The organism is Cupriavidus sp. 22TCCZM01-5, assembly GCF_057798915.1.
Genome location: NZ_JBYOJR010000031.1, coordinates 47,499 through 73,332 on the forward strand (window position 1 = coordinate 47,499; position 25,834 = coordinate 73,332).

21 protein-coding genes and 4 pseudogenes are annotated in these 25,834 nt (G+C 63.8%); 17 read left to right on the plus strand and 8 right to left on the minus strand.

The window, feature by feature from the left end:
- The first annotated feature begins 130 nt into the window (after window positions 1-130).
- From nifV to rpoD, 12 genes are all read left to right on the plus strand, one after another.
- Window positions 131-1,267, plus strand: a complete 1,137-nt coding sequence (gene nifV, locus AC3FNH_RS24515; protein WP_488721898.1) for a homocitrate synthase — start codon at window positions 131-133, stop codon at window positions 1,265-1,267.
- On the plus strand, window positions 1,264-2,061 hold the full coding sequence (gene cysE, locus AC3FNH_RS24520) for a serine O-acetyltransferase (RefSeq protein WP_488721899.1): 798 nt from the start codon (window positions 1,264-1,266) through the stop codon (window positions 2,059-2,061). Before nifV ends, cysE begins: the two co-directional genes overlap by 4 nt.
- A gap of 6 nt (window positions 2,062-2,067) precedes the next feature.
- Complete coding sequence (gene nifW / locus AC3FNH_RS24525; protein ID WP_488721900.1) at window positions 2,068-2,406, plus strand: nitrogenase stabilizing/protective protein NifW; 339 nt, start codon at window positions 2,068-2,070, stop codon at window positions 2,404-2,406.
- Window positions 2,407-2,419: 13 nt separating this feature from the next.
- Window positions 2,420-3,268: an electron transfer flavoprotein subunit beta/FixA family protein gene (locus AC3FNH_RS24530; RefSeq protein WP_488721901.1), complete on the plus strand. Its 849-nt coding sequence runs from the start codon at window positions 2,420-2,422 to the stop codon at window positions 3,266-3,268.
- On the plus strand, window positions 3,265-4,371 hold the full coding sequence (locus AC3FNH_RS24535) for an electron transfer flavoprotein subunit alpha/FixB family protein (RefSeq protein ID WP_488721902.1): 1,107 nt from the start codon (window positions 3,265-3,267) through the stop codon (window positions 4,369-4,371). The genes AC3FNH_RS24530 and AC3FNH_RS24535 overlap by 4 nt, the downstream gene beginning before the upstream one ends.
- A gap of 11 nt (window positions 4,372-4,382) precedes the next feature.
- Window positions 4,383-5,693: an FAD-dependent monooxygenase gene (locus tag AC3FNH_RS24540; RefSeq protein ID WP_488721903.1), complete on the plus strand. Its 1,311-nt coding sequence runs from the start codon at window positions 4,383-4,385 to the stop codon at window positions 5,691-5,693.
- The gene (locus AC3FNH_RS24545) at window positions 5,690-5,992 is read left to right on the plus strand and encodes a ferredoxin family protein (RefSeq protein WP_488721904.1); all 303 of its coding nucleotides are present in this window, start codon (window positions 5,690-5,692) and stop codon (window positions 5,990-5,992) included. The genes AC3FNH_RS24540 and AC3FNH_RS24545 overlap by 4 nt, the downstream gene beginning before the upstream one ends.
- Window positions 5,993-6,016: 24 nt before the next feature.
- Entirely contained in the window at window positions 6,017-6,340 is a 324-nt protein-coding gene (locus AC3FNH_RS24550) for a (2Fe-2S) ferredoxin domain-containing protein (protein WP_488721905.1), read from the plus strand.
- The gene (locus AC3FNH_RS24555) at window positions 6,337-6,834 is read left to right on the plus strand and encodes a hypothetical protein (RefSeq protein WP_488721906.1); all 498 of its coding nucleotides are present in this window, start codon (window positions 6,337-6,339) and stop codon (window positions 6,832-6,834) included. Before AC3FNH_RS24550 ends, AC3FNH_RS24555 begins: the two co-directional genes overlap by 4 nt.
- A gap of 21 nt (window positions 6,835-6,855) precedes the next feature.
- Entirely contained in the window at window positions 6,856-8,256 is a 1,401-nt protein-coding gene (locus AC3FNH_RS24560) for a (Fe-S)-binding protein (RefSeq protein ID WP_488721907.1), read from the plus strand.
- Entirely contained in the window at window positions 8,253-9,710 is a 1,458-nt protein-coding gene (locus AC3FNH_RS24565; protein WP_488721908.1) for a protein adenylyltransferase SelO, read from the plus strand. The genes AC3FNH_RS24560 and AC3FNH_RS24565 overlap by 4 nt, the downstream gene beginning before the upstream one ends.
- Before the next feature lie 187 nt (window positions 9,711-9,897).
- Entirely contained in the window at window positions 9,898-11,862 is a 1,965-nt protein-coding gene (gene rpoD, locus AC3FNH_RS24570) for an RNA polymerase sigma factor RpoD (protein ID WP_488721909.1), read from the plus strand.
- Between the two features lie 304 nt (window positions 11,863-12,166).
- On the opposite strand, the gene clpP is transcribed toward rpoD, so the two are convergent.
- Together clpP and AC3FNH_RS24580 are read right to left on the minus strand one after the other, a co-directional pair.
- A complete protein-coding gene (clpP, locus tag AC3FNH_RS24575) occupies window positions 12,167-12,820 on the minus strand; it encodes an ATP-dependent Clp endopeptidase proteolytic subunit ClpP (protein WP_488721910.1) in 654 nt (217 codons plus the stop codon).
- A 36-nt stretch (window positions 12,821-12,856) separates the two neighbouring features.
- Window positions 12,857-13,102: pseudogene (locus AC3FNH_RS24580) on the minus strand (trigger factor); the annotation flags it as partial.
- A gap of 19 nt (window positions 13,103-13,121) precedes the next feature.
- Between AC3FNH_RS24580 and AC3FNH_RS24585 the strand changes: the two are divergent.
- The 3 genes and pseudogenes from AC3FNH_RS24585 to AC3FNH_RS24595 all read left to right on the plus strand — a co-directional run.
- A pseudogene (locus AC3FNH_RS24585) lies at window positions 13,122-13,172 on the plus strand (hypothetical protein); the annotation flags it as partial.
- 333 nt (window positions 13,173-13,505) lie between these two features.
- Window positions 13,506-14,282 (plus strand): annotated as a pseudogene (locus tag AC3FNH_RS24590) (homocitrate synthase/isopropylmalate synthase family protein); the annotation flags it as partial.
- A 55-nt stretch (window positions 14,283-14,337) separates the two neighbouring features.
- Entirely contained in the window at window positions 14,338-15,108 is a 771-nt protein-coding gene (locus AC3FNH_RS24595) for an IclR family transcriptional regulator (RefSeq protein ID WP_488721911.1), read from the plus strand.
- A 95-nt stretch (window positions 15,109-15,203) separates the two neighbouring features.
- Here AC3FNH_RS24595 and AC3FNH_RS24600 read toward each other — a convergent pair.
- A pseudogene (locus AC3FNH_RS24600) lies at window positions 15,204-15,855 on the minus strand (IS1634 family transposase); the annotation flags it as partial.
- Window positions 15,856-16,237: 382 nt separating this feature from the next.
- On the opposite strand from AC3FNH_RS24600, the gene AC3FNH_RS24605 reads away from it, so the two are divergent.
- Complete coding sequence (locus tag AC3FNH_RS24605; protein ID WP_488721935.1) at window positions 16,238-16,501, plus strand: hypothetical protein; 264 nt, start codon at window positions 16,238-16,240, stop codon at window positions 16,499-16,501.
- Window positions 16,502-17,149: 648 nt separating this feature from the next.
- On the opposite strand, the gene AC3FNH_RS24610 is transcribed toward AC3FNH_RS24605, so the two are convergent.
- From AC3FNH_RS24610 to AC3FNH_RS24630, 5 genes are all read right to left on the minus strand, one after another.
- Window positions 17,150-18,526: a Fic family protein gene (locus AC3FNH_RS24610; protein ID WP_488721912.1), complete on the minus strand. Its 1,377-nt coding sequence runs from the start codon at window positions 18,524-18,526 to the stop codon at window positions 17,150-17,152.
- Between the two features lie 1,118 nt (window positions 18,527-19,644).
- Complete coding sequence (locus tag AC3FNH_RS24615) at window positions 19,645-20,721, minus strand: lipocalin-like domain-containing protein (protein WP_488721913.1); 1,077 nt, start codon at window positions 20,719-20,721, stop codon at window positions 19,645-19,647.
- A complete protein-coding gene (locus AC3FNH_RS24620) occupies window positions 20,718-23,243 on the minus strand; it encodes an FtsX-like permease family protein (protein ID WP_488721914.1) in 2,526 nt (841 codons plus the stop codon). Before AC3FNH_RS24620 ends, AC3FNH_RS24615 begins: the two co-directional genes overlap by 4 nt.
- A 3-nt stretch (window positions 23,244-23,246) precedes the next feature.
- On the minus strand, window positions 23,247-23,942 hold the full coding sequence (locus tag AC3FNH_RS24625) for an ABC transporter ATP-binding protein (protein ID WP_488721915.1): 696 nt from the start codon (window positions 23,940-23,942) through the stop codon (window positions 23,247-23,249).
- A gap of 461 nt (window positions 23,943-24,403) precedes the next feature.
- Window positions 24,404-24,787, minus strand: coding sequence for a nuclear transport factor 2 family protein (locus tag AC3FNH_RS24630; protein WP_488721916.1), 384 nt, complete (start codon window positions 24,785-24,787; stop codon window positions 24,404-24,406).
- A gap of 745 nt (window positions 24,788-25,532) precedes the next feature.
- Between AC3FNH_RS24630 and AC3FNH_RS24635 the strand changes: the two genes are divergently transcribed.
- The gene (locus AC3FNH_RS24635; protein WP_276103622.1) at window positions 25,533-25,745 is read left to right on the plus strand and encodes a hypothetical protein; all 213 of its coding nucleotides are present in this window, start codon (window positions 25,533-25,535) and stop codon (window positions 25,743-25,745) included.
- Window positions 25,746-25,834 lie beyond the last annotated feature (89 nt).

The window sequence follows — 25,834 nt, forward strand, 5'->3', positions numbered from 1 at the left end:
TCACGACAACGCGTCGTCATCCGGACACCGGATACGAAGCGCGTACAGGGCGCTGGCCGCGTGCAGCCGTGCAATTCGAATTGGCACGGCAATTGCAATCGCATGTTGCAACGCTCCTGGAACCCCACTCATGGCTCATCCGATCATCAACGACACGACCTTGCGCGATGGCGAGCAGACGGCGGGCGTGGCCTTCACGTGCGAAGAGAAATGTGCGATCGCAACAGCGCTCACGCGCGCCGGCGTGCCCGAACTCGAAATCGGCATCCCGTCGATGGGTGAGGAAGAGATCGCCGACATCGAGGCCATCGTCGATCTAAATCTGGACGCCGAGCTGATGGTGTGGGGCCGCTTGACGCCGGGCGACCTTGCCGTGGCGTTGCGCTGCAACCCGGACATCGTCCATCTGTCGGTGCCGGTGTCCGACATCCATTTGCAGTACAAGCTGCGGCAGCCGCGCACCTGGGTGTTCGCGCAAATCCGGCGGGTGATCGGCGAAGCGGTCAGCAGTGGCCTCAAGCTCTCGCTCGGCATGGAAGACGCGTCGCGCGCCGACCCTGCGTTTCTTGCCGAAGTCGCACAACTGGCGCAGCAGTGCGGCGTGCAGCGGATCCGCTTCGCCGACACGCTCGGCGTGCTCGATCCGTTCTCGACCTACGAAGCAATTGCGCGCCTGCGCGACGCCGTCGATATCGAGATCGAGGTCCACGCGCACGACGATCTCGGGCTTGCCACGGCGAACACGCTCGCCGCGCTGCGCGCCGGCGCAACCCACGCGAACACCACCGTCAACGGCCTCGGCGAGCGCGCGGGCAACGCCCCTCTCGAAGAGGTCGTGATGTGCTCGCGCCATCTGCTCGGCTCCGACGCCGGCATCGACACTACCGCGCTGGTCGATATCTCGCGGCTGGTCGAGCGGGCCTCGGGCCGTGCGGTGCCGGCTAACAAGAGCATCGTCGGGCGCGGCGTTTTCACACACGAATCCGGTATTCATACGGATGGGCTCGCCAAGCATCCAGCCACTTACGAAGGCTTCGATCCCGCCGAACTTGGTCGAGCGCGCTCGCTGGTGCTGGGCAAACATTCCGGTTCGCAAGGCGTGCGCCACGCGTATGACGCGCTCGGGATCCCCGTCAACGACCGGCTCGTGCCCCTGCTGCTCGCGCGTATCCGCCAGCATGCGACTCAACACAAGCAAGCGCCGAAGGCGAGCGATCTGTACCGCTTCCTGATCGAGGTACGCGAACTGCTGGAGGAGTTGTCATGAGCACCGTTGCGGAGGCGGCATCCGCTTCGGCGCCGGCCGATCGTCCCGCTGCCGATCAGTCATGGTGGACGCTGCTGCGAGGCGATGCGCGCTGCGTGCTTGAGCGCGATCCCGCCGCCCGCAGCCGGATTGAGGTCTGGACCATCTATCCGGGCGTGCATGCAGTCGCCGCCTTTCGCGTTGCGCACGCGCTATGGGGGCGCGGCTGGCGCTATCTGCCACGTTTCCTGTCATTCTGGGCGCGGATCTTCACGAACATCGACATCCATCCGGGCGCCACGATTGGCGCGCGGTTCTTCATCGATCATGGCGCGGGCGTCGTGATCGGCGAGACGGCGGAAATCGGTAATGACGTTACGCTGTACCACGGCGTCACGCTTGGCGGCACGACCTGGCATCCCGGTAAGCGCCACCCCACGCTTGGCGACGACGTTGTCGTCGGAGCGGGCGCGACGATCCTAGGGCCGATCACCGTCGGCCATAGCGCCCGCATCGCGGCAAATTCGGTCGTCATCGACCCGGTGCCAGAGGGCGCGACGGTCGTCGGCATTCCGGGGCGGGTCGTTGCGCCGCGCGCGCGGCGCACCGCGCACGGCTACGACCTGAACCACCACCTCATTCCCGACCCGGTCGGCAAGGCGCTGGCATGCCTGCTCGATCGTGTCGCCCAACTTGAGCACACGATCTACAGTGGCCCAATGCCGCCGCGCGCCGGCGCATCCGGCGACCCATGCTGCGGCGATGGCTGCATGGCCGCCGCCGGCCCCCTGTCCAATTCCTGCCGTCCGGAGTGATTCGTCATGACGCACCTTGCCGAACGAATGAAAAGCCTGTCCTCCGCTGAGGACTTCATGCAGTTCCTTGGCGTCTCATACGACCAGAAGGTGGTCGACGTGTGCCGCCTGCACATTCTCAAGCGCTTCTTCCAGTACATCCGCCAGGAGGCGTCGCTTCCGCGTGATGACGAAGTGGCGCTGTTCACCGCCTATAGGGATCTGCTCGCCCGGGCATACGCCGATTTCGTCGAATCGACGCCCGCCGAGGAAAAGGTCTTCAAGGTGTTCCAGGATGTCGATGGCCGGCAGCACGTGTCCGTCGACAACCTCCGCGCGTCGCTGCCGGCGCGCGGAGCCGCATGACGGAGGGTTGACCATGCACATCGTTGTCTGCATCAAGCAGGTTCCGGATTCGGCCCAGATCCGGGTCCATCCGGTCACCAACACGATCATGCGCCAGGGCGTGCCCGCAATCCCCAACCCCTACGACCTGTTCTCGCTCGAAGAGGCGCTGCGGCTGAAGGACATGTTCGGCGGCAAGGTCACCGCGCTCTGCATGGGCCCGCCGCAGGCAGAAGACGCGCTGCGCAAATGCGTGAGCTATGGCGCCGACGATGCGGTTCTCGTCACGGATCGCGCGTTTGCGGGCGCCGACACGCTAGCGACGTCTTACGCGCTTGCGGCCGGCATCCGGCAGATCGCGCGCGAACAGGCGGTCGACATCGTGTTCACCGGCAAGCAGACGATCGACGGCGACACTGCGCAGGTCGGCCCCGGCATTGCGAAGCGTCTTGGGCTCCAGTTGTTGACCTATGTTTCGCGCATCGTCGAGATCGAACCGGCCGCACGCACGATCGTGGTCGAGCGCCGCGCGGAAGGCGGCGTGCAGGTGCTGAAGACCAAGCTGCCATGCCTCATCACGATGCTCGAGAACACCAACGAACTGCGCTTTGCGACGCTGCCCGCCATGATCCACGCGGCCGGCTTTCCGGTCCGTCAATGGAACAAGGAGCAGGCCGGCATCGAGGATCTGAGCAAGATCGGCCTGAAGGGGTCGCCGACCGTCGTCAGCAAGGTCTTCGGCCCGACGCCGCGCACCGAGAAGGCTGAGATGCTCGATGTCGAGACATCGACGCTGCGCGACGTGTCACTGAACGTGTTGCAGAAGATCTTCACGCGTCATTCGACGCTCGAAACCGACCTGCTGATGAAGGAACCGACATGACGACCGCCGACCACAAGCCCGCCGCACCGGTGAAGAAGGCCGGCGGCCGCATTCTGGATCTGCCAGAGCACCTCAAGGCGTACAAGGGCGTCTGGGTCTTCCTCGAACACGACCGCGGACACGTGCACAGCGTGTCGTGGGAACTGATCGGCGAGGCGCGCAAGCTTGCCGACAAGCTCGGCAGCGACGTGTCAGTCGCCGTACTCGGTGGCCCCGATGAGCCGCTTGAAACGTTCGCCGCCGAGGCGTTCACCTACGGCGCCGACAAAGCCTACGTGATTCACGCCCCGGTGCTGCTCGGCTACCGCAACGAGCCCTTCACGAAGGCGCTGACCGATCTGGTCAACAAGTACCAGCCCGAAATCCTGCTGCTCGGCGCGACGTCGATGGGTCGCGATCTCGCCGGCTCGGTTGCGACCACGCTGCTGACCGGTCTCACCGCCGACTGCACCGAGCTCAACATCGATCCGACCTCGCGCGCGCTCGCGGCGACACGGCCGACCTTCGGCGGCTCGCTGCTTTGCACGATCATGACGCTCGCGTACCGGCCGCAGATGGCGACCGTGCGGCCGCGCGTGATGGCGATGCCGCGCGCCGAGGCCGGCCGCAGCGGCGCGATCGTGCAGGAAGCGCTCGGCATGATCGAGACCGAGATCGTCACCAAGCTGCTCGACTTCGTCGCCGACGCGAACAGCAACAAGATCAACCTGCCTTATGCGGACGTGATCGTCAGCGGCGGCAAGGGCCTGAAGAACCCGGACAACTTCCGGCTGGTTTTCGAGCTCGCGCGCGTGCTCGGCGGCGAGGTTGGCGCGACGCGTCCGTGCGTGCAGGCCGGCTGGGTCGAGGCGGACCGGCAGGTCGGCCAGACTGGCAAGACGGTGCGGCCGAAGCTGTACATCGCGGCGGGCATCTCGGGGGCGATCCAGCACCGGGTCGGGATGGAGAGTTCAGATGTGATCGTTGCGATCAACACCGACCCCAATGCGCCGATCTTTGACTTCGCGCATGTCGGCATCGTCGGCAACGCGATGCAGGTGCTGCCTGCGCTTACGCAGGCATTCGCCGAACACCTGTCGGCACGCAGCAAGCAGGTCGCGTAAGGAGGAACGAAATGAAAAAGCCGTCGCAATTCGATGCGATCATCGTGGGCGCGGGGCCATCGGGAAACGCTGCGGCCTACACGATGGCCAAGGCCGGCCTGAAAGTGCTTCAGATCGAGCGCGGAGAATATCCGGGCAGCAAGAACGTGCAGGGCGCGATCCTGTATGCGAAGGCGCTCGAGGAGATTATCCCCGACTTCCGCGATGATGCGCCGCTCGAACGCCACATCATCGAGCAGCGTCTATGGATGCTCGACGACACGTCGTTCGTCGGCACCCACGTGCGCAGCGACGACTACAACAAGCCGCCGTACAACCGCTACACGATCATCCGCGCGCAGTTCGACAAGTGGTTCTCGTCGAAGGTGCGCGAAGCGGGCGCGCTCCTCATCTGCGAGACGACCGTCAATCACCTGATCCTTGACGGCGACCAGGTGGTCGGCGTGCAGTGCGACCGCGAACATGGCGACGTGTATGCGGACGTCGTGATTCTCGCCGACGGCGTGAACTCGACGCTTGCGCGCAAGGCCGGCTTTCACGGCGAGATCGAAGCGGGCAACGTCGCGCTGGCAGTCAAGGAAATCCTGTTCATACCGGAAGAAACGATTCGTCAGCGCTTCAACATCGGTGAAGACGAAGGCGTCGTGATCGAAATGGTGGGCCGGATCACCGACGGCATGATGGGCACGGGCTTCCTATACACCAACAAGGAATCGCTGACGATCGGCGTGGGCTGCATGCTGTCCGATTTCAAGCAGAACGCCAACCGCACCAGCCCATACGTGCTGATCGAGAAGATGAAGCAGCATCCGTCGATCGCACCACTGATCGCCGGCGGCGAGATGAAGGAATACTGCGCGCACCTGATCCCCGAAGGCGGCTTCCACGCGATACCGCAGGTGTATGGCAACGGCTGGATGATCGTCGGCGACTCAGGCGGCTTCGTCAATGCCGTGCACCGCGAAGGCTCGAATCTCGCAATGACGACCGGGCGCCTCGCCGCCGAGACGGTCATTGCTGCGAAGGAAGCCGGCCGCGGCTATCGCGCCAGCGAGCTAAAGGCTTACAAGGCCGCCCTCGACGACAGCTTCGTGATGAAGGATCTACACAAGTACCGCGACATGCCGAGCACGCTGCATCGCAATCCGCAGTTCTTCACCACCTATCCGGATCTGGTCGCCAGCGCCGCGCGCACCATGATCACTGTCGACGGCGTCGACAAGAAGAGCAAGGAGCGCTCGATCATGTCGAGCTTCCGCAAGAGCCGTTCGTTCACTGGGCTGGTGGGCGACGCGTACAGACTTTGGAGGGCATTCCGATGAGCACCGTGACGACAGTCAATGTCGAGGAGAAGCTGTTCCAGAACCGCTACCGCGTCGACGCGGGCCGGCCTCACATCCGCATCAAGGACGCGAACGTCTGCCTGAACGAATGCGGGCAGAAGAGTTGCACGTTCGTCTGTCCGGCGTCGTGCTACAAGGCCGAGGGCAACGGCTCGGTGACGCTCATCACCGACGGCTGCCTCGAATGTGGCAGCTGCCGGATTCTGTGCAGCGACCATCAAAACATCGAATGGGAGTACCCGCGGGGCGGCCACGGGATCCTGTTCAAGTTCGGTTGATCCGGTTGAGGGAGGGATACCGCGATGCCACGTCCTGTCCGACACGTATTTGTCTGCACGCAGACCCGCCCGCCGCAGCATCCGCGCGGCTCCTGCGCGGGCGGCAAGGGTTCGACCGCGCTGCTGCAGGCTTTCTGGGCCGAGCAGCAGAAACGCCAGGCCGACACGGTTGCGATTACCTACTCCGGTTGCCTTGGGCCTTGCGATAGCGGCGCCAACGTCCTCGTCTATCCGGACGCCGTGCTCTACAGCGGCGTCACGGCGGCCGACGTGGAGGAGATCTTCACCAGCCATCTGGAACAAGGCGAGCCGGTCGTACGCCTGCTCGCCCCGAAGGAGATCTGGTGAACCTGATGACGGGGGACGAGTCCGCCGAACTGTTCGGCGGCGACGTGCCCGAGTCGATCCGGCATCTGATCGACTTGGCGCGCGGGGCAACGCGCGCCGAAATCGGCGCGTCCCTCTGGACGGCCGTGCTGAGTGCTCCGCGCGCCCTGCCCGCGTATTACATGCTCTACAAGTTTCATGCGAGTGGCGGCGAGCTTGTGCAGGCCCATGAGGTCGCCACCACGGCGCTCACAGTCGCCGCCGAGCAGGCCTCGCTCGCGCGCGACTGGCGGATGGTGCGCGCCGGCGATGCCGATTTCTCGATCCCCAGCCCTGCCCGCTTCTGGCTGTTTACGCTGAAAGCGCTGGCGTTCATCAGCGTGCGGCGCGGCGAGCACGATGCTGCGCGGGCGCTGGTCGAAAAATTGCGCACGCTGGATCCGGCCGACCGCCTCGGATTTGGCGTCGTGGAGGCGCTGCTCGCGCAGGCGGCCACCGGGAAGGCTGCATCGTGATTGTGATCGTCCTGTCTCGCCATGCATGATCGGCACGGTGCGCCCGGCGCGGTATGGGTCACGCCGCTGCTGGACTGGTCCACCTACGACGCCTACGGCGAGGGCGATGCTTACGCCGCCGTACCCGCGCACGGCGGCAGCTTCGGCAAAGCGGCGGCGCTCTGCATCGGCAACCGCCTGTGCCAGCGCGTGAATGGCGAGGGCCGTGCGAGCGTGATGTGTCCCAGCTACCGGGCGACGGGCAACACGGCGCACAGCACACGCGAGCGGGCCGCGGTCTTGCGCGCGGCGCTGGACGGCGATCTGGGCGCCGATGCGTTCGCCGGGCCCGAGCTGGCCGCGGCCATGGACTTGTGCGTCGGCTGCAAGGGCTGCAAGCGCGAATGTCCTAACGGCGTCGACATGGCGGCGCTGCGCACCGAAACACTCGCACAACGATGGCGTCATCAACGCCCCGCATTGCGCACGCGGCTCTTCGCCAGCCTGCCCCGATGGGTTGCCTGGCTGCGCGCCCTGGCGCTCTTGGCGCGCTGGCGCAATCGCTCGCGGTTGCTGGCGCGGCTGGGGGAACGCTGGCTGGGGATTGCCGCAGGGCGTTCGCTGCCGTTGCCGGCCCCGCGCAGCTTCATCGATCGGTGGCGTGCCGCCCGCGTTCCGGAGGGCACCGGGCGGGCCGAGGTGGTGCTGTGGATCGACACGTTCACCAACCATTTTGAGCCGGACAATGCGCAAGCGGCCCTGGCAGTGCTGGAGGCTGCCGGCTATGTCGTTCACGTCGCGCGGGCAGCGCCCGGGACGCGCGCGCTATGCTGCGGCCGTACCGCCTGGTCGGGCGGCTTTGTCAAGGCGGCGCGTGACGAGGCCATGCGCGTGCTCGATGCACTCGCGCCGCATCTGGCAGCGGGGCGCCCTGTGATCGGGCTTGAGCCTTCGTGCCTGCTGATGTTCCGCGACGAATACCTGAGCCTCGGACTGCCGCCCGAGCCGGCCCGGGCACTGGCGGCTTCGGCGCTGCTGCTCGAAGAGTTCCTGGCGCGCGAGCACGATGCGCACCGGCTCACGCTCCTGCTCGCGCCCATGCCGGCCCGGGCGCTCGTGCATGGCCACTGCCACCAGAAGGCCGTGGGCGCGATGAAGGCGATGCGCCGCGCGTTGAAGCTCGTGCCACAGCTCGAGGTCGAGTTCGTCGATGCCGGCTGCTGCGGCATGGCCGGCAGCTTCGGTTTCGAGGCCGAGCACCACGCCGTTTCGCAACGCATGGCGGAACTGGGCCTCCTCCCGGCCATGCGGGCCGCGGGAGAAGAGACTTGGCTGCTAGCCAACGGCACAAGCTGCCGTCATCAGATCGCAGACGGCGCCGGGCGGCAGGCGCGGCACTTCGTGCATCTGCTTCGTGCCGCACTCGAGGAGCGAGGGCCGTGACAGGCATCACCGCGCCGGTATCGGCCGCGCCGCGTTTCGCAGCGCTTGGCGCGCCGTACGTGGAGCCAGTCAGCGCGCAGCCGCTGCCGGACTCACGGGTGTTGCACTCGAATCCCGCACTGGCCGATGAGATCGGTCTGGCGCGCGACTGGTTCAAGAGTCCGGCCGCGCGGCAAGTGTTTGCCGGCAATGGCGGCTGGCCGGGGCAGACGGCCCATGCATCCGCTTATGCGGGACACCAGTTCGGCAGATGGGTGCCGCACCTCGGAGACGGGCGTGTCCTGACGCTGGCCGAGTGGCGCACGGAAGCCGGTATTTCGGTGGAGCTGCAACTGAAGGGAGCCGGGCCGACGCCTTTTTCGCGTGGGGGCGACGGGCGTGCGGTGCTGCGATCATCCATCCGCGAACTGCTCGCCTGCGAGGCACTGCATGCGCTCGGCGTACCGACGGCCCGCGTGCTTACGCTGATCGGCTCCAGCTTTCCGGTGCAGCGCGAGGAGCGCGAGACCGCCGCCGTGCTGTGCCGCGTCGCGCCATGCTTCGTGCGCTTCGGCCACTTCGAGTACCACGCGCACCATGGGACGCGAGCACAGCTCGTCATGCTCGCCGAGCACGTGATCGTGCATCACTTCCCGCATCTGTCCGGTCGGGCGGATCGCTACATCGCATGGCTCGCCGAGGTGGTCGAGCGCACGGCGTCGCTCTTTGCGCACTGGCAGAGCCTGGGGTTCTGCCACGGTGTGCTGAACACCGACAATCTGTCGGTGCTTGGCCTCACGCTGGACCTCGGCCCTTATGGATTCATGGAACGCTTTCGCGTCCACCACGTATGCAAAGCGTCCGATCACGAAGGCCGCTATGCGTACACGGCCCAGCCCGCCATCGGGCGCTGGAATTGCGCGCGTCTGATCGACGCGTGCGCGGGCCTTTTCAACGAGCATCCCGAGGGGGCTGGCGAAGTGGCCCGAGCGCTCCTGGCCAGCTATGACGAGGTGTACGCCCGCAAGGTGATGCGCCTCTGGTGCGCCAAGCTCGGCCTGTGGGACGCGCGGGAGGGCGATGCTGCGCTGGTGAACCGCTGGCTGACGCTGCTGCAACGCCGGCGCGCCGATTTCACGTGCGCATTCCGGGATCTTGCCGACGCACTACAAGCGGACTGCTGCGAGCCGGACGCAGAACGTGCGGCGTGGCTGCGCGACTGGCGTGCCCGCATCGCCAGCGAGGGCGGCGATACGGCGGCCCATGCGGCAGCCATGCGGCGGGTGAGCCCGCGCTACGTGCTGCGCAATCACCTGGCGCAAGCCGCGATCGAAGACGCGCAGCGCGGATCGGCCGCCGAACTCCAGCGGCTGTTGAACGTGCTGGCACGGCCCTTCGACGAGCAGCCGGACGCCGCGCGGTACGCGGCGCCTTGCGCCGATGGACAGGCATTGGAAGTCGGGTGCTCTGCCTGAAGCCGGCATGGGCGAAGGCAGCCCGGCGGATTGAGGCGCCGCTGTTTCGGGCCGCGGCTTAGGGCCTGCCATCAACGCCTAGAGCCGCCCAGAGGCGCAGGCATTGCGCCGGATCGTCGAATTGTTTGAAAGCGGCATCGATACGGAACACCGCGTGGTGAAGACGGACGCCCCTCAGGAGAGCTGAATGTTGGTCGATTACGAGCCAGAAAATCTTGCAGAAGAGAGGTACGCCGGCAGCCCGTCGCATACGCGGCACCAAGGCGGTCAACCTTTGCCGCAACGCGTCTCTCCTGCCGCAGCCGAACGCTCGGAACCGCAGCACATGCAGGCACTGATCGAGCTTGGCCGGGCGCAAGGGTTTTTGACTCATGCGCAGCTCGACGATTGTTTTCCGGGTTATTTCGCGCAATCGCCCGCGTTGAATGTTGTGGTTGACGCGTTCCAGGACATGGGCATCGCCGTGTACGAGCACATACCCGATGCGGAAACGCTGCTGCTCAATGGTGCGCTGCACGGAGCGGCGCCCGACGAACAAATGATCGAAGAGACGCAGGACACGCTATCGACGATCGATGCCGAATTCGGCCGCACGACCGACCCTGTCCGGATGTACATGCGCGAAATGATGGCTACCGGGCTATTGACCCGTGAACAGGAGGTCGGGATTGCGAAGCGCATCGAGCATGGCTACAGCGAAATCGTCCACGCAGTCTCCCTCTGTCCTGTAGTGGTCCGGATGCTGCTCGAGGACGCTGAACGCGTCCGGGCCGGAGAGATACGCATCGACGCACTGATCGACGGCCTGTCAGGCGACGAAGGGCCGCATGGAATACCGGCCGCGCGCGTTCCCATGGAGGCAGAGCCGGATGATGAGATCGATGGAGAGGACGCCGCATTCGAACGCGATCCGGTAAAGGCGGACGGCAACGACGCGCACCTGCTGGACTTAACCCATGCCTGTCTCCCGCTGTTTGCACGCGTGCGAACGCTGTCGGAACAACTGGCGGCCGAACACGGCGCCGGCCAGTTTGCGTCAGGCGATATCCGCCTGGCGATCCAGGCCGAACTCGCACGCATGCGCTTCGGCAGGCAGACGATCGACCGCCTGCGCAACACGGTACAGGAATGGGCCGCCCGGGTCCAGGGCATCGAACGTGCCATCCGCACAATCGCGCTCGAACAATGCGGCATGACGCCGAACGCATTTGCACAATCATTCCGCGGCCACGAAACCGATCCGGAGTGGGCCATCCGGACTGCAGGGATTCCTCGAATGCGTAAGGCCGATGTCAGCTTGCACCTGCCCCGGATCCGTGCCGGACAGCAGGAACTGGCCAGCATCGAAACGCATTTGGGCTTGCGGCTGACGCAGCTGAAAGACATCCACCAGCGCGTTCGCGCGGCGGAATCCGGCATCCAGCGCGCGAAGCAGGAACTGACCGAGGCCAACCTCAGGCTCGTTGTCTCGATCGCCAAGCGGTACGTCAATCGTGGGCTGCCGTTCCTTGATCTGGTCCAGGAAGGCAATATGGGCTTGCTCAGAGCGGTTGAAAAGTTCGAATTCCAGCGCGGCTGGAAATTCTCCACCTACGCGACCTGGTGGATACAGCAGGGCGTCATGCGGGCGCTTGCCGAATATGCGCATGCGATCCGGCTCCCGGTGCATGTCATCGATTCCATCCGCAGGCTGCGCCAGATCCAGCGGGAACTCCGGCAACAGACCGGGCGGGAACCCACCACACATGCCCTTGCAAGCCGCATGGGCCTGACGGAGGCTAAAGTCCAGGCGCTGCTGAAGATCGACAGCCACATCCTTTCGCTGGAATCGTCAGTCGGCACGGGCGATTCCGACGACGCGATGATCGACTTTCTGGAAGACATCCATACAGACTCTCCGCTCGATGTCACGATCCACGCCCGCATGCGTACGGCGGTTGCCGAGGCGCTCGACAGACTGCCGGCCCGGGAGGCCAAGATATTGCGGATACGATACGGCATCGATACCGGGTCAGGATGTACGCTCGAAGACCTCGGCAAGCTCTTCAAGCTGTCACGGGAGCGGATGCGCCAGATCGAAAGCCGTGCAATCAGCAAGCTACAGGCCCCCGAGGAAGCCGACAGACTCAGGGAATTTCTTGCTTCCGACTGAGGGTTATTTGATGCTTGGTTTCGGGGTTCGAGGAGCAATGGAACAGCCAACCGACTTAGACGTCACGGACGCATCCTTACACCATGCCACTCGCTTTCTCCGCGTTCTTTTACCCGCGTCCCCAAAAGCTTCCCTCGCGGGTCGCCTGCCGCCGACTCGATACTCTGAATCAGTGACGAGGAATCGGGCTTACCACGTTCCCGTTCCTGCCGACCCGATGTTTTGGGCCTGTCCGGTTAGCGCCTGTCTCTCCCCCGGTAGCGCCGAGCCGGTGTGCCGACAAGCGCACCGGCCCGCCGTGCCCTCAGGCGCCGCGCTTGGTCAGCACGTTGTCGATCAGGCCGTATTCCTTGGCCTGGTCGCCGCTCATGAAGTTGTCGCGGTCCGTATCACGGGCGATCTTGTCGACAGGCTGGCCCGTCACTTCCGACAGGACCGTGTTCAGCCGCTCGCGCAGGTACAGGATCTCGCGCGCCTGGATCTCGATGTCCGACGCTTGGCCGCGCGCACCGCCCAGCGGCTGGTGGATCATGATGCGCGAGTTCGGCAGCGCAAATCGTTTGCCCTTCGCACCGGCTGCTAGCAGGAAGGCGCCCATGCTGGCCGCCATGCCCATGCACAGGGTGGTGACATCTGGCTTGACGAACTGCATTGTGTCGTACATCGCCAGGCCAGCCGACACCGAACCACCCGGCGAGTTGATGTACAGCGAGATGTTCTTGTCGGGATTCTCGCTTTCCAAGAACAGCAGCTGGGCCACCACGAGGTTGGCAGTCTGGTCGTTGACCTCGCCCACCATGAAGATCACCCGCTCCTTCAACAGGCGCGAGTAAATATCGGAGGCGCGTTCGCCGCGGCCCGACTGCTCGACCACCATCGGCACCAGGCCGAGCCCCTGCGTTTCGAGCGCGGACGCCTGAGTGCGGGCGAGTAGGTCGATCAGTTCATTGCGGATCATGCGGATCTCTCCGGTGCGTCAAATCGGTCTGTCGGATCAGCCATGCGCGGCAGAAGCGGCGGTCAGCTCTTCGAACGACACGGCCCTCTCAAACACCTTGGCCTTGTCGCACACAAAATTTACCACGTTGTTCTCGAGCACGTAGGCTTCCATTTCGGCTAGGCGTTGCTGGTCGCCGTAGTACCAGCGGATGACCTCCTTCGGATCTTCGTAGCTCTTGGCGAACTCTTCTATCTCGACCTTGATCTGCTCCGGCTTGGCTTCCAGGCTGTTGGCCTTCATCCTGTACAACGTGCAGTGGATGTCGCGCAAGCTCAAAGACCTGCAAGCGGCTGGCCATCCTGTCGATGCCGAGGTGCTCAAGGTGCTCTCACCATACCGGCGTGACCACATCAATCGGCTCGGGGACTACGTCATACGCCCAACCACGCGCGCGAGCATTGAACAGGCCGGTTCGCGCGACGGTCATCGAAAGGGCTCCGCAGGAGCCTTTTCGTTTTCCTGTGCGCACGCCGCATCGATGCCGCCCATATCTGCACGAAACAGGACAATCCCGACAGCCGCCTTGCCACCGGGAATGCGCCAAAGACTTCACGGAAAGCCGCGCAGCTCCGTATTTCGTGCGTTGGCAGACATGGCACACCCCTTGCAACAACATGGCAAACGGCCAACCACGACGCTTGCCATGTCAAACTCGATCATCAACGACACTACGCTGCGCGACGGCGAGCAGACCGCCGGCGTCGCCTTCACGGTGGGGTTGACGGAATGCGATCTGGCCGCCGCGCTGCGCTGCGATGCCGACATCGTGCACCTCTCGATTCCGGTGTCCGACGTCCACTTGCAGCACAAGCTGCGCCGGCCGCGCAGCCGGGTGATGTCGCAGGTGACCCGAGTAATCGGGGTCGCGGTCAAGAGCGGCCGCAAGATTTCGCTCGGGGCCGAAGATGCCTCGCGCGCCGATCCCGCCTTTCTGGCCGACGTGGCGAAGCGGGCCCAGCAGTGCGGCGCGCGGCGCGTGCGCTTTGCCGACACACTGGGCGTGCTCGACCCGTTCAGCACCTACGAGGCCATTGCCCGGCTGCGTGACGCGGTCGACATGGAGATCGAAATCCACGCCCACAACGACCTCGGCCTGGCCACCGCCAACACGCTCGCCGCGCTGCGCGCCGGCGCCACGCACGCCTACACCACCGTCAACGGCCTGGGCGAGCGCGCCGGCAATGCAGCGTTGGAAGAAATCGTGATGGGCGTGCGTCATCTGCACGGACGCGAGACGGGCGTGGACGCCACCGAGTTGATGAGCAACTCTCAACTGGTCGCGCTGGCCCCGGGCCGACGGGTGGCGGACAACAAGAGCATCGTCGGCGGCGCAGTGTTCACGCACGAGTCAGGCATCCACACCGACGGGCTCGCCAAGCACGGGGCCACCTACGAGCGCGATCCGGCGGACAACCTTGGCGCCGGGGTTGTCGAGGCGCTGCTGCACCAGTCGCCCTGACGCAAGACGAGGCCACATGCCCAGACGCCCGGTCCTTGCCTCGCTGGCCGACGAGCGTGCCGCGCCCGGCGGGGTGGCCGCAGTCGACCGCGCGCTGTGCCTCCTGGCTGCCTTCAGCGACGGCGCGCCCGCCCTGACGCTGACAGCGCTGGCCCGGCACGCGCGCCTCTACAAGAGCACCGTGCTGCGCCTGCTTGCCTCGCTAGAACACGCGCAACTTGTCTTGCGCCAAGCCGACGGCCTTTATGTCCTGGGCCCTGGCGTGGCAAGGCTGCATTCGGCCTATATGCAGTCGTTCTCCCAGGAAGCCCTGGTCATGCCGATCCTGCGCCAACTGGTAGCCGTAACCGGCGAAAGCGCAGGCTTCCACGTGCTCCAGGGCAACTGCCGGCTTTGCCTCTACCACGTCCACTCCCCCCAGCCCATCAGGGACGGCATCCAGGCAGGCGACCTGCTGCCCCTCGACCGCGGTGCTGGCGGGCGCATACTGCAGGCATACAGCAATGCGGGGGATGAGGCGCTGGGCCGGCAGATCCGACACCGGCAAGTCATATTGCTGTCGGGCGACCGCGAGCCACAGTTGGCGGGCATCGCCGCCCCTGTCTTCGGCATGACCAACCGGCTGGCCGGAGCCATTGCCCTGACGATGCCGTGTGATCGGCTAAGGCCCGCCTGGGCAGAAGTGGTAAAGGAAGCGGCACGGACACTCACTGACCGGCTTGGCGGCGTGTTCCCGGCGCCGAGGGGTAACGAGGCGCGCTCCCAATCTCCCTCCCAATTGCCGTAAGCGCGCCCTTCCGGGAGGCGGCCCAGTCTCTACCCTTTCAGGTACATATCAGCCGCTCGGCCGCGTTGCGCAAGCGGGATTCCGCGGCTCGCACCCACCAGCAGATCGACCGTCTCCATCGCGCGAAAGGCGCGCTCGACCTGCGCTACGCTCTTGTAGGCGAGGACCGTCTGGGTGTCGGATAGCCGATCACTCTGCACGTTGGTCCGCAGTACGTAGAGTCCATCGAGAGCGGTCTCGGCATCGATCTGCTCTTGCTTGCGGGTGAACGTAAAGCCCGTCTCGGTGATGACCAGCTCAAAGTGCTTGGCCATCCGATAGCGCATACGATCACGCGACCCACGCGCAAGCCAATCTTGTCCTGGCCGCGCAGGGGATTGCGAGTGCGCTCGGTGGCCTGCGCGATCGCGGCCAGCTCCACTTTGGTGGCCGCCAGCAGCTCGGCGCGCTTACTGGCGCGCTCCTCGGCCAACGCCGGGTTGCGGCAGACCAGCAGCCGCTCGCTCGGATAGCGCGCGCTGTCCAATGCGATCAGGCCGCGCTCGTTGAACAGCGAGGGCTGCCAGGGGCCGCGCTCCTCGATTAACCGGCGATCTGCGGCGAGCGCAGCGCGGTGATCCAGCTCATGCCGGCCGGGCGCAGCACCTGCTCGATTCGAGCGGCGGTAATCATGCCGCGATCGCCCACCCACACCACCTGAGACAGGCCAAAGCGCTCCTTGAGCTTGCTAATCTGCGCTGTCAGCGATAGATTTTCTTTTAAAATCAGCCGCTTAGCGGAGATGTGGCGGATTTTTTACGAATAGCGGTCGACCCTCGAGTAGCATCACCCAAGCGGGTCAGGTCGCCATTTGGTTTGCCTGGTGATGCTTCATTATGCTGCTCGCCCCGGCGACGCCAGCAACAAACTTTAGGCGCTTGCCAGCCTCGACGCACCAGACCTCGGTGATCTACGTAGATGTAGAACAATTCGGGAGGGCCGCCGCCTTGGCCATGTCGTGACGACGGAGAGGTGACGGCGACCGGCCTCGCCAAGTGTCACTGTGCTGGCGGGCATATCGCAACTTGGCAGGGACGCGCGAATGGGGCGTTAGCTGAAAACAGTTTCCACCAAGCAAGGGAGCGTGAAGATGGTCAAATCTGGACGTTGGAGTTGGACAGGCAGGTTGCTGGCCGGAATGGGGCTGCTGGTGCTGGCCGGCGCTTGCCTCGCCACCGAACAATCGCAGCAGCGGCAACAAGGCCGGGATGCAAACCAGGCTGCCAAACAGGAGGCGCGCTCCGGCAAGATCGACTGCAGGACTGCAAACCAGAAGAGCAACGCAGAGTGCAGGCAGGACAAGCGCAACACGAAGCAAGAGGGGCGCCAGGACAAGCGGGAAATCAAGTATTGAAGGGTTGCTCCATTTCGGGAACAGATCTACGCAAACCAACGACGGAGAGAGCGGACGACGGACGCTCTTCCGTTTGAACTATTTTCCGAACTTCCCCCGCCACTACTGGGCCACGCCCCACGCGCCCTTCCCACTGGCCGATCCGAACAGCCATGACGAAATGTCCCGGGGCGACCACTGCTTTGGCGACGGTACATGCGTCACCTTCTATAAGAACGGAGAAGAAGTCTGGGCGAGCAGCAGCGCCCATTTCGAATTTGCGCCCCTTCCTAGCGAGGGCACGTCGGCGGACGGCTGAGGCGCGCTCGGTGTCGAGCGGCGTTTGGGTTACCGTCGGCATCTGACATAACGACAGGGCTGACAAACAAAAAACGGTGTCCGGTTGTTATGTCAACTGCAAGCAGCCTGCTGCTCGCGCGGGGCGTAGATGCTCGGGAAGCAGGACGCGTTGCCGTATGGCCCTTAGCTTCGCGATCGTGAAATCAGAGATGAGGCATCCCTATGTCCCGCATGGTGCGTTGCATGCCGGACTCGATGCCCGGCCTCGGGCATTCAATGGCTACCGCCGTTTCAGCATAGGAAGCGCGGATCTCGAAAGGTGGCTCAAAGACAGAAGATTTCATCGCACTCGATGCACGCGTCGTAGAGTTACTGAAGCTTGCCTACCCACTCTGGCCGCTGGCGCGCTTGCCATTCAATGAATTCGGACGGGCGCAGGCCGTACCGTGCTAGTACGCCTTCATGTAGCCGCCGAAGCTCCTCGATTACAAGCGCCTCGACATTGTCACGATCTGGACCTAGCTGGTCTGGTGGCAAACAGCTCCTGATCACCTCGACTGGATCGCGTTCGGGTTGTCGCACCACTTCCCGAACTGCTTGTTTAATGATCTCGCGCCAAGCCAGACGCAGCGGGTCGGGCTCGGCCAGGTCCTGCTTGATTGCCAGGTACTCCTGCGTCGACCGTTCGTAGGCCCACATATATAGATCACGCATCAGTTCGATGCGTGTGAGTTCGTAAACACCAAGTACCGCACGGCTGTAAGCCGGCTCCGGCACGTCAAGAAAGGTCAGTGGGCAGAGATTGGCGCGAATCAGCGGCAGGTTGGCCGCAAGCCGGGAAGTCCGTTTATTGATGTCGGCGAAAGGTTGCAGATATGGCAAGTGCACCATGACAAAGAACGATTGCTCAAACGGGTCCTCAATGCCGTTCACCTTATCCAGCATCAGATCCAGTATTTCAGCGATCTGCGTCGGGACAGCCAGCGGACGGTAGATGCTCTTGCCAATCTCGACCCCGTGCAAACGCAAGCGACCTTCGTCAGCAGGGTTTGGCAACAGGTTTTCGGCCAATGCACTGTGCAGGTTGAGCAGCGTGTACCGGTTGAACCCGGCTGTATCGGCGTTGTCGACCAGGAGTTCAATAGCTGCCTTGTGGTTCAAGATCATCTGCGTCTCGATAGCGGCCTTGCCTTGGGCAACCCGGCCATGCTCGATCAGCTCCCTCGTATCGAGTCGGCTATAGGTATTTCCCTCGAGATGGCTGGAGGCCCAGGACAGATCGATCAACAGGCGGTTCAAAATTGCCCGGCCGTAAGTTCCAGCCGGCAATTGTGTCTGCCCGGTATCCCCCATCTTGCGTAACTGGCGCCGTAACGGCTCCGGTAGATACCAAGTTCGGTTCGGCTGGTAGGATTCCAAGAAATCACGCTGATATCCCACTGGCTTACGCGCCTCCAAAGGTCGCTCGACATAGTCGAGGATGTCACGACTATCTGCAGAAAGCGGAATATGACGAGGAAATGCGTCCTCGCTGGCGACCGTGGGAGCAGCCCCAAGCGACGGGGCTACATAGCGACGCGCCCGTCCAGCGCCATTAGCGATAATTCGGCCATCCGCCACCATCTCGTTGAGCCAGCGCTGCGCCGTTCGGCGGGAAAGCTCTGGATGTCGCGTCAAAATTTCTGTGATGCTAAGACCACTTTTAGCAGTGCGGATGCTGGCGACTATGTCTACCGGGACGGGCATATCTTGCGTGGCGCGATTTATCGGTATGGGTGGCGCGATTATGGCGCGATCATCTAAATCGCGCCACGGAAATGGCGCGATATTTTCCTTTTGTGACTACAACATCATAAATGAGTTGATGGACCGATAGCGCCCACCGGGAAGCCATCGTCATCGGCCATCTCCGCAAAACATCCATAGGGCTTTGGCGTAGGAATCGTCGCGATGCTCGCTCGCGCCCGCGGCGATGCCCCAGAACAACTTGTCGTCCAGGCGTTTCAATAGCCCCGAGTCCGTGAAACGCCCGTGTTCCGCGAGGATCGGAACTAGGCGGGGCCTGCAGAACACGGCACGGCTGCTCGACGTCGCACGCCAGCACAACATGCCTGTCGCCAGTTGCTTCACCGCGTACAAGTCCGAGCGCGACATGCCTCACTGGAAGATTTCGGCAGTGCGAGAGCAATTCCGGCTGGACCATCCCAGCTCGGAGCTGGGTCCGAGAAGCTACGACAAGAACTAAGACATCGTCGTCTGCAAGTCTGGCCCGTCAACCTTTTTTTAACAGTCGCCGGTCGTGCCTTACTTCATCCGTGAGGGCGTCGAGACCGTAATCATCACCGGTTGCAATACCAGCGGCTGTATCCGTGCGTCGACGATCGACAGCTTCCAATGGGGTTCTCGTACCGTCCTGCGTGGGCGATATCGAGGAAGGACCGCATCCGGACAATCTTCGCGATGTCGGCTGCCGCAATCCTCTCGTCAGCTGACGAGGTGATCTCGTACATCAAGCGTATGTCCGATCGGGGCCCGGCCTTGCGCCGCCCCGCACCACCGTCTCGCTCAGGCGACGCCACCCGCAACTCTGCCAGCAACTAGCACACCAATGCCGCTTCGGCTTCAGCGCGCTCGGCCCGACGCTGTGAGGGAGGAAACCGCGGGGTGATCCGATGCGGCGTGCTGGACTATGGCGATCGAAGTATTTGCTTGATCAGCAGAGCCAGGAAAGGGACGCGCGTTGTGCGGCTCGAGAGACGTTTCCACACGGCCTCAGTCGGTCAGAGCCATCTGGTTTACTGCAGGCGGTGCCGCCGGCGGGTGCTCCAACCGGCTGCTCAATTTGCCCGGGGACGTGCCTCAAGTCAAAGATTGATGCGCTGGAAATACCCGGTCAATTCGAGATAGCCCCGTCCCACCGCCTTGCCCGTCCGCAACGCAGTCACCGCGCCCTCCCAATAAACCGCGCCGGTGCTGGCGCGGCTATCGAGTTCCTGATCATCCATCAGCGGTATCAGTTCGAGCGTGAGATCGCCTGCTTTCAAACGCATGGCCACTGGATAGCTGGTGCCTGTACGCGGCGAGCGCCAACGGCGCACCGGCATGAAGTTGACTTTTTCAGGAGCGAGTACCTGCACGCGGCCGTCACCGCCGCGCAGCGTGCCGCCTCCCCAGAACTTGCGCCCCGCCTTGTCCCGGATCTGAAAGGCCATCAACGCGCCGCCATCATCCAGGTTGAGGCCGAGCCAGTCCCAGCCGACAGCCTCACCGGCCAGCAAGGTCGACGACCATTCGTGATCCAGCCAGGCAGTACCGCGCACGGCTTCCTGCCGGCTGCCCTGTTTCAAGCTGCCGCTCACCTTGAGTCCCGGCTGGCTGTAGTAGTAGCTCGCCTGGCGCGCCAGAGGGCCCTTGCGGCTGTAACCCTGGTCGCCCTGTAGCAGCAACTGCTGGGTTGGCTCCATTGACAGCTCGAGCGCAAAGTCCCGCGCGGGAAATCTGGCTCGGTAGCGCCCCGCCATATCGCGGCGCAGCGACCAGTCGTCGATGTACACGTCGGTGTCGGATGTATCGGCAAGCGCAAGGCCAAAGCCGCTGCGCACCGCGCGTTGGTCGTGTTGGAGCTTGCCGACTATGGGATCGCTCAGTGCGACATTGGCGAACAGCAGTTGCTTAGGTGCGAAGCGGCTTGGGTTGGCCTGGTCGAACTGCGGGCGTGTGCGGAAAAACGTAATCTGGAAGCCGAGCGGCGCTCCTGCCTGCGTCTGCAGCCAGCCGGTCGCATACCACCATTCGGTACGATAGTCGGGGTGCGCGCCGTGATCGCGCGGGAAGGCCAAGGTTCGACCTGCGTCGACGGGCGGATAAGCGGGCGCTGCGCCTGGCGCCACACCCGCCACACCGAAACCTGGCAATAGCAGCAGGAATGAGCGCCGCTTCACCAATCCTCCCGCACCGCGCGCACGGCGCTCCGCGACATCGCCTGCCGTCCGCTCGCCAGCGCGGCCAGCGAGGCCACCACCACCACCGCGCTCGCCACCTGGCCCAGAAATGCCCAAGGCACATGCAAGTTCATAGTCCAGTGGAACGACTGCGGGTTGACAACGTGAACCAGGATCAAGGCGATGACCCATCCCAACGCAAGACCGGCGGCCACGCCAAGCAGAGCCAATAACGCGCCCTCCAACGCCAGCATCGCGCCGATCTGCCAACGCATGAAGCCGAGATGACGCAGCATGCCAAATTCGCGCGCGCGCGCCAAGCCCTGCGCGCTGAAGCTGGCGCCGATGCCGAACAGGCCTATCACAACCGCGATGGCCTCCAGCAAGTAGGTCACCGCAAAACTGCGGTCGAAGATTTTCAGAGTGATAGTGCGAATCTCGCCGGGCTCGGCGAAGACAATGTGTTCACCGCCGGCGACGCGCTGGCGCAGCCTCTCCTTGACCTGTGCCGGGCCGGTGCCCGGCTCCAGCCACAAGGCAACGTCAGTGACACGCCGATCGTCCGTGAGCAGCCGATAAACATCCTGGCTGATCACCACCGTACCATACTGGCGTGCATAATCGCGCCACACGCCACCTACGAGGAAGGCGACGGACCGCCCCTGCAGCGGCAGCGTGATACGTTGCCCCGGGCGAAAGCCATAGAGATCGACCATCGCCTCGCTGACCCATACCGCAGGCGGATCACCCGGCTGCCCCGCGACGGGCGCGGCCGTCAGCGGCAACCGGGCGCCCGGATTGCGCGGATCGATTGGCCTGGCGATGACCGTTATGGGGGGACGCTGGGGATCAAGCAGGATCTGGCTCGAACGGAGAAACTCGGCACGCGCAACGCCACGAACGCTGGCGATGGCCGCTTGGTCGTCAAGCGAGAAATACGCGCTATCGCCGCCTGACGAAGCACGCACATAGAGATCGGCCGGAAGGACATTCTGAAGCCAATCGTCCACCGAGATGCGGAAGCTTGTCACCATCATCGCCATCGAGGCCATCAGGCTAAAACTGGTGACAATGCCGGCCAGGGCGATCGACGCGCGACCCGGTGCTCCGGCAAGTTGGGTCAGGGCAAGCTGCGGTACAGCCCGTTGCGAAGAAGGCAGCAAGCCGAACATGAGATGCGCCAGCCGTGGCATCAGCAGGATGGCGCCCACCAATAGCAGGGCGATCGCGGCATAACCGAAGACCGGCAGATCCGCCACCGGCCGCAGTGGGGTCAACGCAAAACCGGCTGCCATCGCAGCAAGCCCGGCCCACGGCGAGCGCAGCCGCTTGAGCGGTGTCTCCTCATCGCCTGCCTTGAGCGCCTGCGCCGGCCGCGCGCGGGCGGCCTCCCATGCCGGCGCGAGACTGCCGAGTACCGCCGCCGACAGGCCGAGCACGAAAAAGATCAGTGCTGGCAGCGCATCGAAGCGGACCTTGGGCCGTACACCTTCAAAGTAGCCACCGCCCAGATCGCCGCCTGCATAAGCGAGCACCGCAGCGGCCAGGGCGAAGCCAAGCGCCAGGCCGAGTATCGCGCCGAATACGCCTTGAGCCGCGCTTTCCGCCAGCAGCAGCCGCAGGAGACCAGCGCGCGTCACCCCCAAGGCGCGCAGCAGTGCCAACTGAGAGCGCCGCCGCAGCATTGATACGGCCTGCATCGTAAACACCAGGAAGGCGCCAGTGAACAATGCCACCAGAGCAAGCACGTTCAGGTTCACCCGATAGGCGCGCGACAGGCTGGAAGTTCGGCGCACGTTGTCCTGGGGCGAACCCGCCACCACGCCTGGCGGCAGCAGCGCGGCCAGCGCTTGCGCAAAGTTGTCGGTGTCCACTCCCGGCCTTAGCTTGACGTCGATCCGCTGCAGCAGGCCGAGCCGGTTGAGGCGCCACTGCGCCGCACCGATATCCATCACGCCCAGTCGCAGGCCCTCGCCCGCCGCCGGCAGCGTGCCAGCAATACGCAGCGTAAGCAGGGTGAGCCCCACTTGCACGTTGAGCGGGTCCCCGGGCTTAAGATCGAGCCACCTCAGCGCCGCCGGCGAAAGGAACACGGTGTCGGGATCGAGAACGTCGAGTTTGCCCGCGCGTTCTTCTACCGGCCGCCCGATCAGATTGGGTGCCAGGGGCGCCGCCCGGAACACATCAATGCCAAACAGCTTTAGCGCACCGGTGCGCCCTGGCACCCCCGCATCGACCTCCACCACCGGGCTGGCCGCCGCCACCTCCGGCAGGCGCGCGATACGCGGATAGAGCGATTCGTCGAAGCCCGTGCGCGGCCCGCGGATCTCCAGATCAGCATTCCCCATCAAGGAGCGCACCGCCTGGGAAAACTCCGCCAGCGCAGCGTGGTTGACCAGATGCACGCCATAGCCCATTGCCACACCGATGGCCACGGCGAGGATGCCTACGATGGCACGTCCGGGATGGGCGCGCAATTCGCCGAGGAGCAGTGCAAGGCCGAGTGAGCGCGGCGTTCGCATGGCTCAGGCGACCGCGTTCGTGGGCGGCTGTGCCCCCAGCGGCATCAATCCGCCTGGCGTCAATTGCAAGACGCGATCTGCGGTCGCCGCAGCCAGTGCCGAGTGCGTGACGATAATCGCGGCCGTGCCGTTTGCGTTGACCAGTTCGCGCAGCAGGCTTAGGGCCCGCGCAGCCGTATCGTGATCAAGATTGCCAGTCGGCTCATCTGCCAGTAGCAGCATCGGCCGGTGTACCAGGGCACGCGCAATCGCAACCCGCTGCAGTTCCCCACCGGAAAGCTCGCGCGGCAAACTGTCCTCGCGCCCCTCGAGCCCAACCGCAGCGAGCATCTCGGCAACGCGCGCCGCCGCCTTTTCCCGCTCGATTCCATTCAATAACAGCGGCAGAGCCACGTTTTGCGCAGCGCTCAAATTCGGCAGCACGTGAAAGGCTTGGAACACAAATCCCATCTTTTGCCGCCTCAGCAAGGTCGCTGCATCGTCGCCCAGCGTGCCCAGATCATGCCCGTCGAACTGGATGTGGCCACTGTCGGGCCGATCCAGGCCGGCAATCAGGTGTAGCAGCGTTGACTTGCCGACGCCCGATTCGCCCATGACGGCGACATATTCGCCGGCGTCCAGCGCAAGACTGACTCCACGGAGAACGGTGCGTGGCCGAGTACCGTTGTATGTCTTGGAGACGTCTGTAAGGGTCAGCACAATGTCATTAACCTCGCGAGGCGTGCCTTCGCGGCAAACCAGTGACCGGGAGAGCGGACACACGCCATTCTGCCATCATTGAAGTGCATGGCCGCAGCATCATGGGTGGGAAACATCTTACTTTGTCATGGGTTCGCTTTGGAGCCAATGAGGCCGGCCGGACTCACTTCGACCGAGAAAAACCCCTTACGGCCATGAAGGGTCGTTGGTCCCGCGATCACTCGGGCGTTCGAATGTCGACTCCCGCCAAGCTAACGGACTTTCGAGGACAAACGGACGACCACCTGGCGCCATATTTCGCGACATAAATACATCGCAACGAATCGGCCGGTGTGTTCGGAGGAAAGACACGAAAGCCCGCATGCGATTTCTCGTTGCGGGTCCTCGGAAGCTAGGAAAATGGCAAAGCAAAATGCGATCTCAGGTAGGCAGCCGAGTGGCGGAAGATTGCCAGTCATACCTTATAAAAAGCGGAGCGACGTATCGGCAAAACCCTTCCAGCGCCGAATCTTGCCGTCGACGACCGTGAAGATGTGCAGCCATTCGGTTTCAACCAGCTTACCTTCAGGACGTGTGGTCCCCCGTAGGAAGCCGAGTACAACCACATGCTCACCTGACTCGATAAACTCGCGTGGTTCGAAGATTTCCGTGTCATCCGCCTGTGCGAGTTGCGCGAAGAAGCTGGCGACTTCGGCTTTGTTGTTGCGCTGCCCCGTGTAGGGAATCTGAGGCGGCCCTACCATCTTCCAGTCGACCTGGTCGGCCACCAGATCGAGGATGGCATTGACGTCGCCGCGGCCATACGCTTCATAGGCTGTTTTTACGACAGAAATCGGGGTTGTCATTATTGTCTCCGGTTGCACACTGCGGCCCTGCCATCACAGGGCGGATGTCTCCAACTTAGAGCGCAATGGTGTCCCATGCAAGGGCCGTGGTGCCGGGCTTGACGTCGGGATTTGACTGCGCAGTAACTCCCCGGTTTGACGGGCGGCAAAGTGGCTCTTTTCGCCTTCCTGGGGCGAAGTGTCTGCGCTGTCGGCCCTTTTTATCGCCAGAATACGGCCATCGACACTTACAAAGCGGATGACCGCATCTCGGCGACTCAGCCCTTCGGCACTGCGCATTTATATGGCTCAAGGTCGGTCACGGGTGTTCGGCTCTTGAAAATGGCCAGTCGCGTGCCGGCCCAAGCGGAGGGCACTAGATGGAGTCGTTCTAACGGCCCAAGTCGGGTGCAAATCTGTCATCAAGCGATTTGGTTACGCAGGACAGACAAGTACTGACACCGAGGAAGCGCGGTAGCTTCGGCTCGTTCGCAGCTCTGGGTGTCGGCTGGCGACTTGCTACGGCTTCCAGCGAATAGTCTGCACCCGCGGTTTCCTCCCTCGAGGATTGTTCAATGCCTGCCCATCGTCCTTTTAGGTGCCTTATTGGCCTCTCGATAGCAGCCCGGTCGTCTGCCCCTGCTTTGGCGCAATCTCCATTTAGCGCTTTCCCTTAATGCCTTTCCCCAAGTGCTACTGATTGCAGTAGTGCCCATACTGGTGGCTCGCCGTTTCGCGTGGCGATCACTTTGACTCATGGACCGCCATGTTTGCAATTGTTGCTTGGATCACCTGCTCCTTCGCGGTTGGCCTTTTTGCCAACGCACTGGGACGCTCCGGCGCCGTATGGTTTATCTTCTCGTTGATTCTGAGCCCGTCGCTTGGGCTGATGGTCGTCGCCGTGCTCGACAAGAAGTGGACCAGATCCGCTCGCGTAATGACTGCTATTGCACCTGCAGTGGTGTCACTGCCCATATAGCCGGCCGCACGGAGGTCGCCGGCCACAACTGCCGACGGAGTTTGACGTTGTCGCGCACGCCACGCTGAATGCGTGTTGCCTCCCCCGGA

Excerpts from the sequence above, each read along its gene's own strand:
- nifV (WP_488721898.1), top strand. The coding sequence starts at position 131 with ATGGCTCATCCGATCATCAACGACACGACCTTGCGCGATGGCGAGCAG.
- cysE (WP_488721899.1), top strand. The coding sequence starts at position 1,264 with ATGAGCACCGTTGCGGAGGCGGCATCCGCTTCGGCGCCGGCCGATCGT.
- nifW (WP_488721900.1), top strand. The coding sequence starts at position 2,068 with ATGACGCACCTTGCCGAACGAATGAAAAGCCTGTCCTCCGCTGAGGAC.
- AC3FNH_RS24530 (WP_488721901.1), top strand. The coding sequence starts at position 2,420 with ATGCACATCGTTGTCTGCATCAAGCAGGTTCCGGATTCGGCCCAGATC.
- AC3FNH_RS24535 (WP_488721902.1), top strand. The coding sequence starts at position 3,265 with ATGACGACCGCCGACCACAAGCCCGCCGCACCGGTGAAGAAGGCCGGC.
- AC3FNH_RS24540 (WP_488721903.1), top strand. The coding sequence starts at position 4,383 with ATGAAAAAGCCGTCGCAATTCGATGCGATCATCGTGGGCGCGGGGCCA.
- AC3FNH_RS24545 (WP_488721904.1), top strand. The coding sequence starts at position 5,690 with ATGAGCACCGTGACGACAGTCAATGTCGAGGAGAAGCTGTTCCAGAAC.
- AC3FNH_RS24550 (WP_488721905.1), top strand. The coding sequence starts at position 6,017 with ATGCCACGTCCTGTCCGACACGTATTTGTCTGCACGCAGACCCGCCCG.
- AC3FNH_RS24560 (WP_488721907.1), top strand. The coding sequence starts at position 6,856 with ATGCATGATCGGCACGGTGCGCCCGGCGCGGTATGGGTCACGCCGCTG.
- rpoD (WP_488721909.1), top strand. The coding sequence starts at position 9,898 with ATGTTGGTCGATTACGAGCCAGAAAATCTTGCAGAAGAGAGGTACGCC.
- clpP (WP_488721910.1), bottom strand. The coding sequence starts at position 12,820 with ATGATCCGCAATGAACTGATCGACCTACTCGCCCGCACTCAGGCGTCC.
- AC3FNH_RS24595 (WP_488721911.1), top strand. The coding sequence starts at position 14,338 with ATGCCCAGACGCCCGGTCCTTGCCTCGCTGGCCGACGAGCGTGCCGCG.
- AC3FNH_RS24605 (WP_488721935.1), top strand. The coding sequence starts at position 16,238 with ATGGTCAAATCTGGACGTTGGAGTTGGACAGGCAGGTTGCTGGCCGGA.
- AC3FNH_RS24610 (WP_488721912.1), bottom strand. The coding sequence starts at position 18,526 with ATGCCCGTCCCGGTAGACATAGTCGCCAGCATCCGCACTGCTAAAAGT.
- AC3FNH_RS24620 (WP_488721914.1), bottom strand. The coding sequence starts at position 23,243 with ATGCGAACGCCGCGCTCACTCGGCCTTGCACTGCTCCTCGGCGAATTG.
- AC3FNH_RS24630 (WP_488721916.1), bottom strand. The coding sequence starts at position 24,787 with ATGACAACCCCGATTTCTGTCGTAAAAACAGCCTATGAAGCGTATGGC.
- AC3FNH_RS24635 (WP_276103622.1), top strand. The coding sequence starts at position 25,533 with ATGTTTGCAATTGTTGCTTGGATCACCTGCTCCTTCGCGGTTGGCCTT.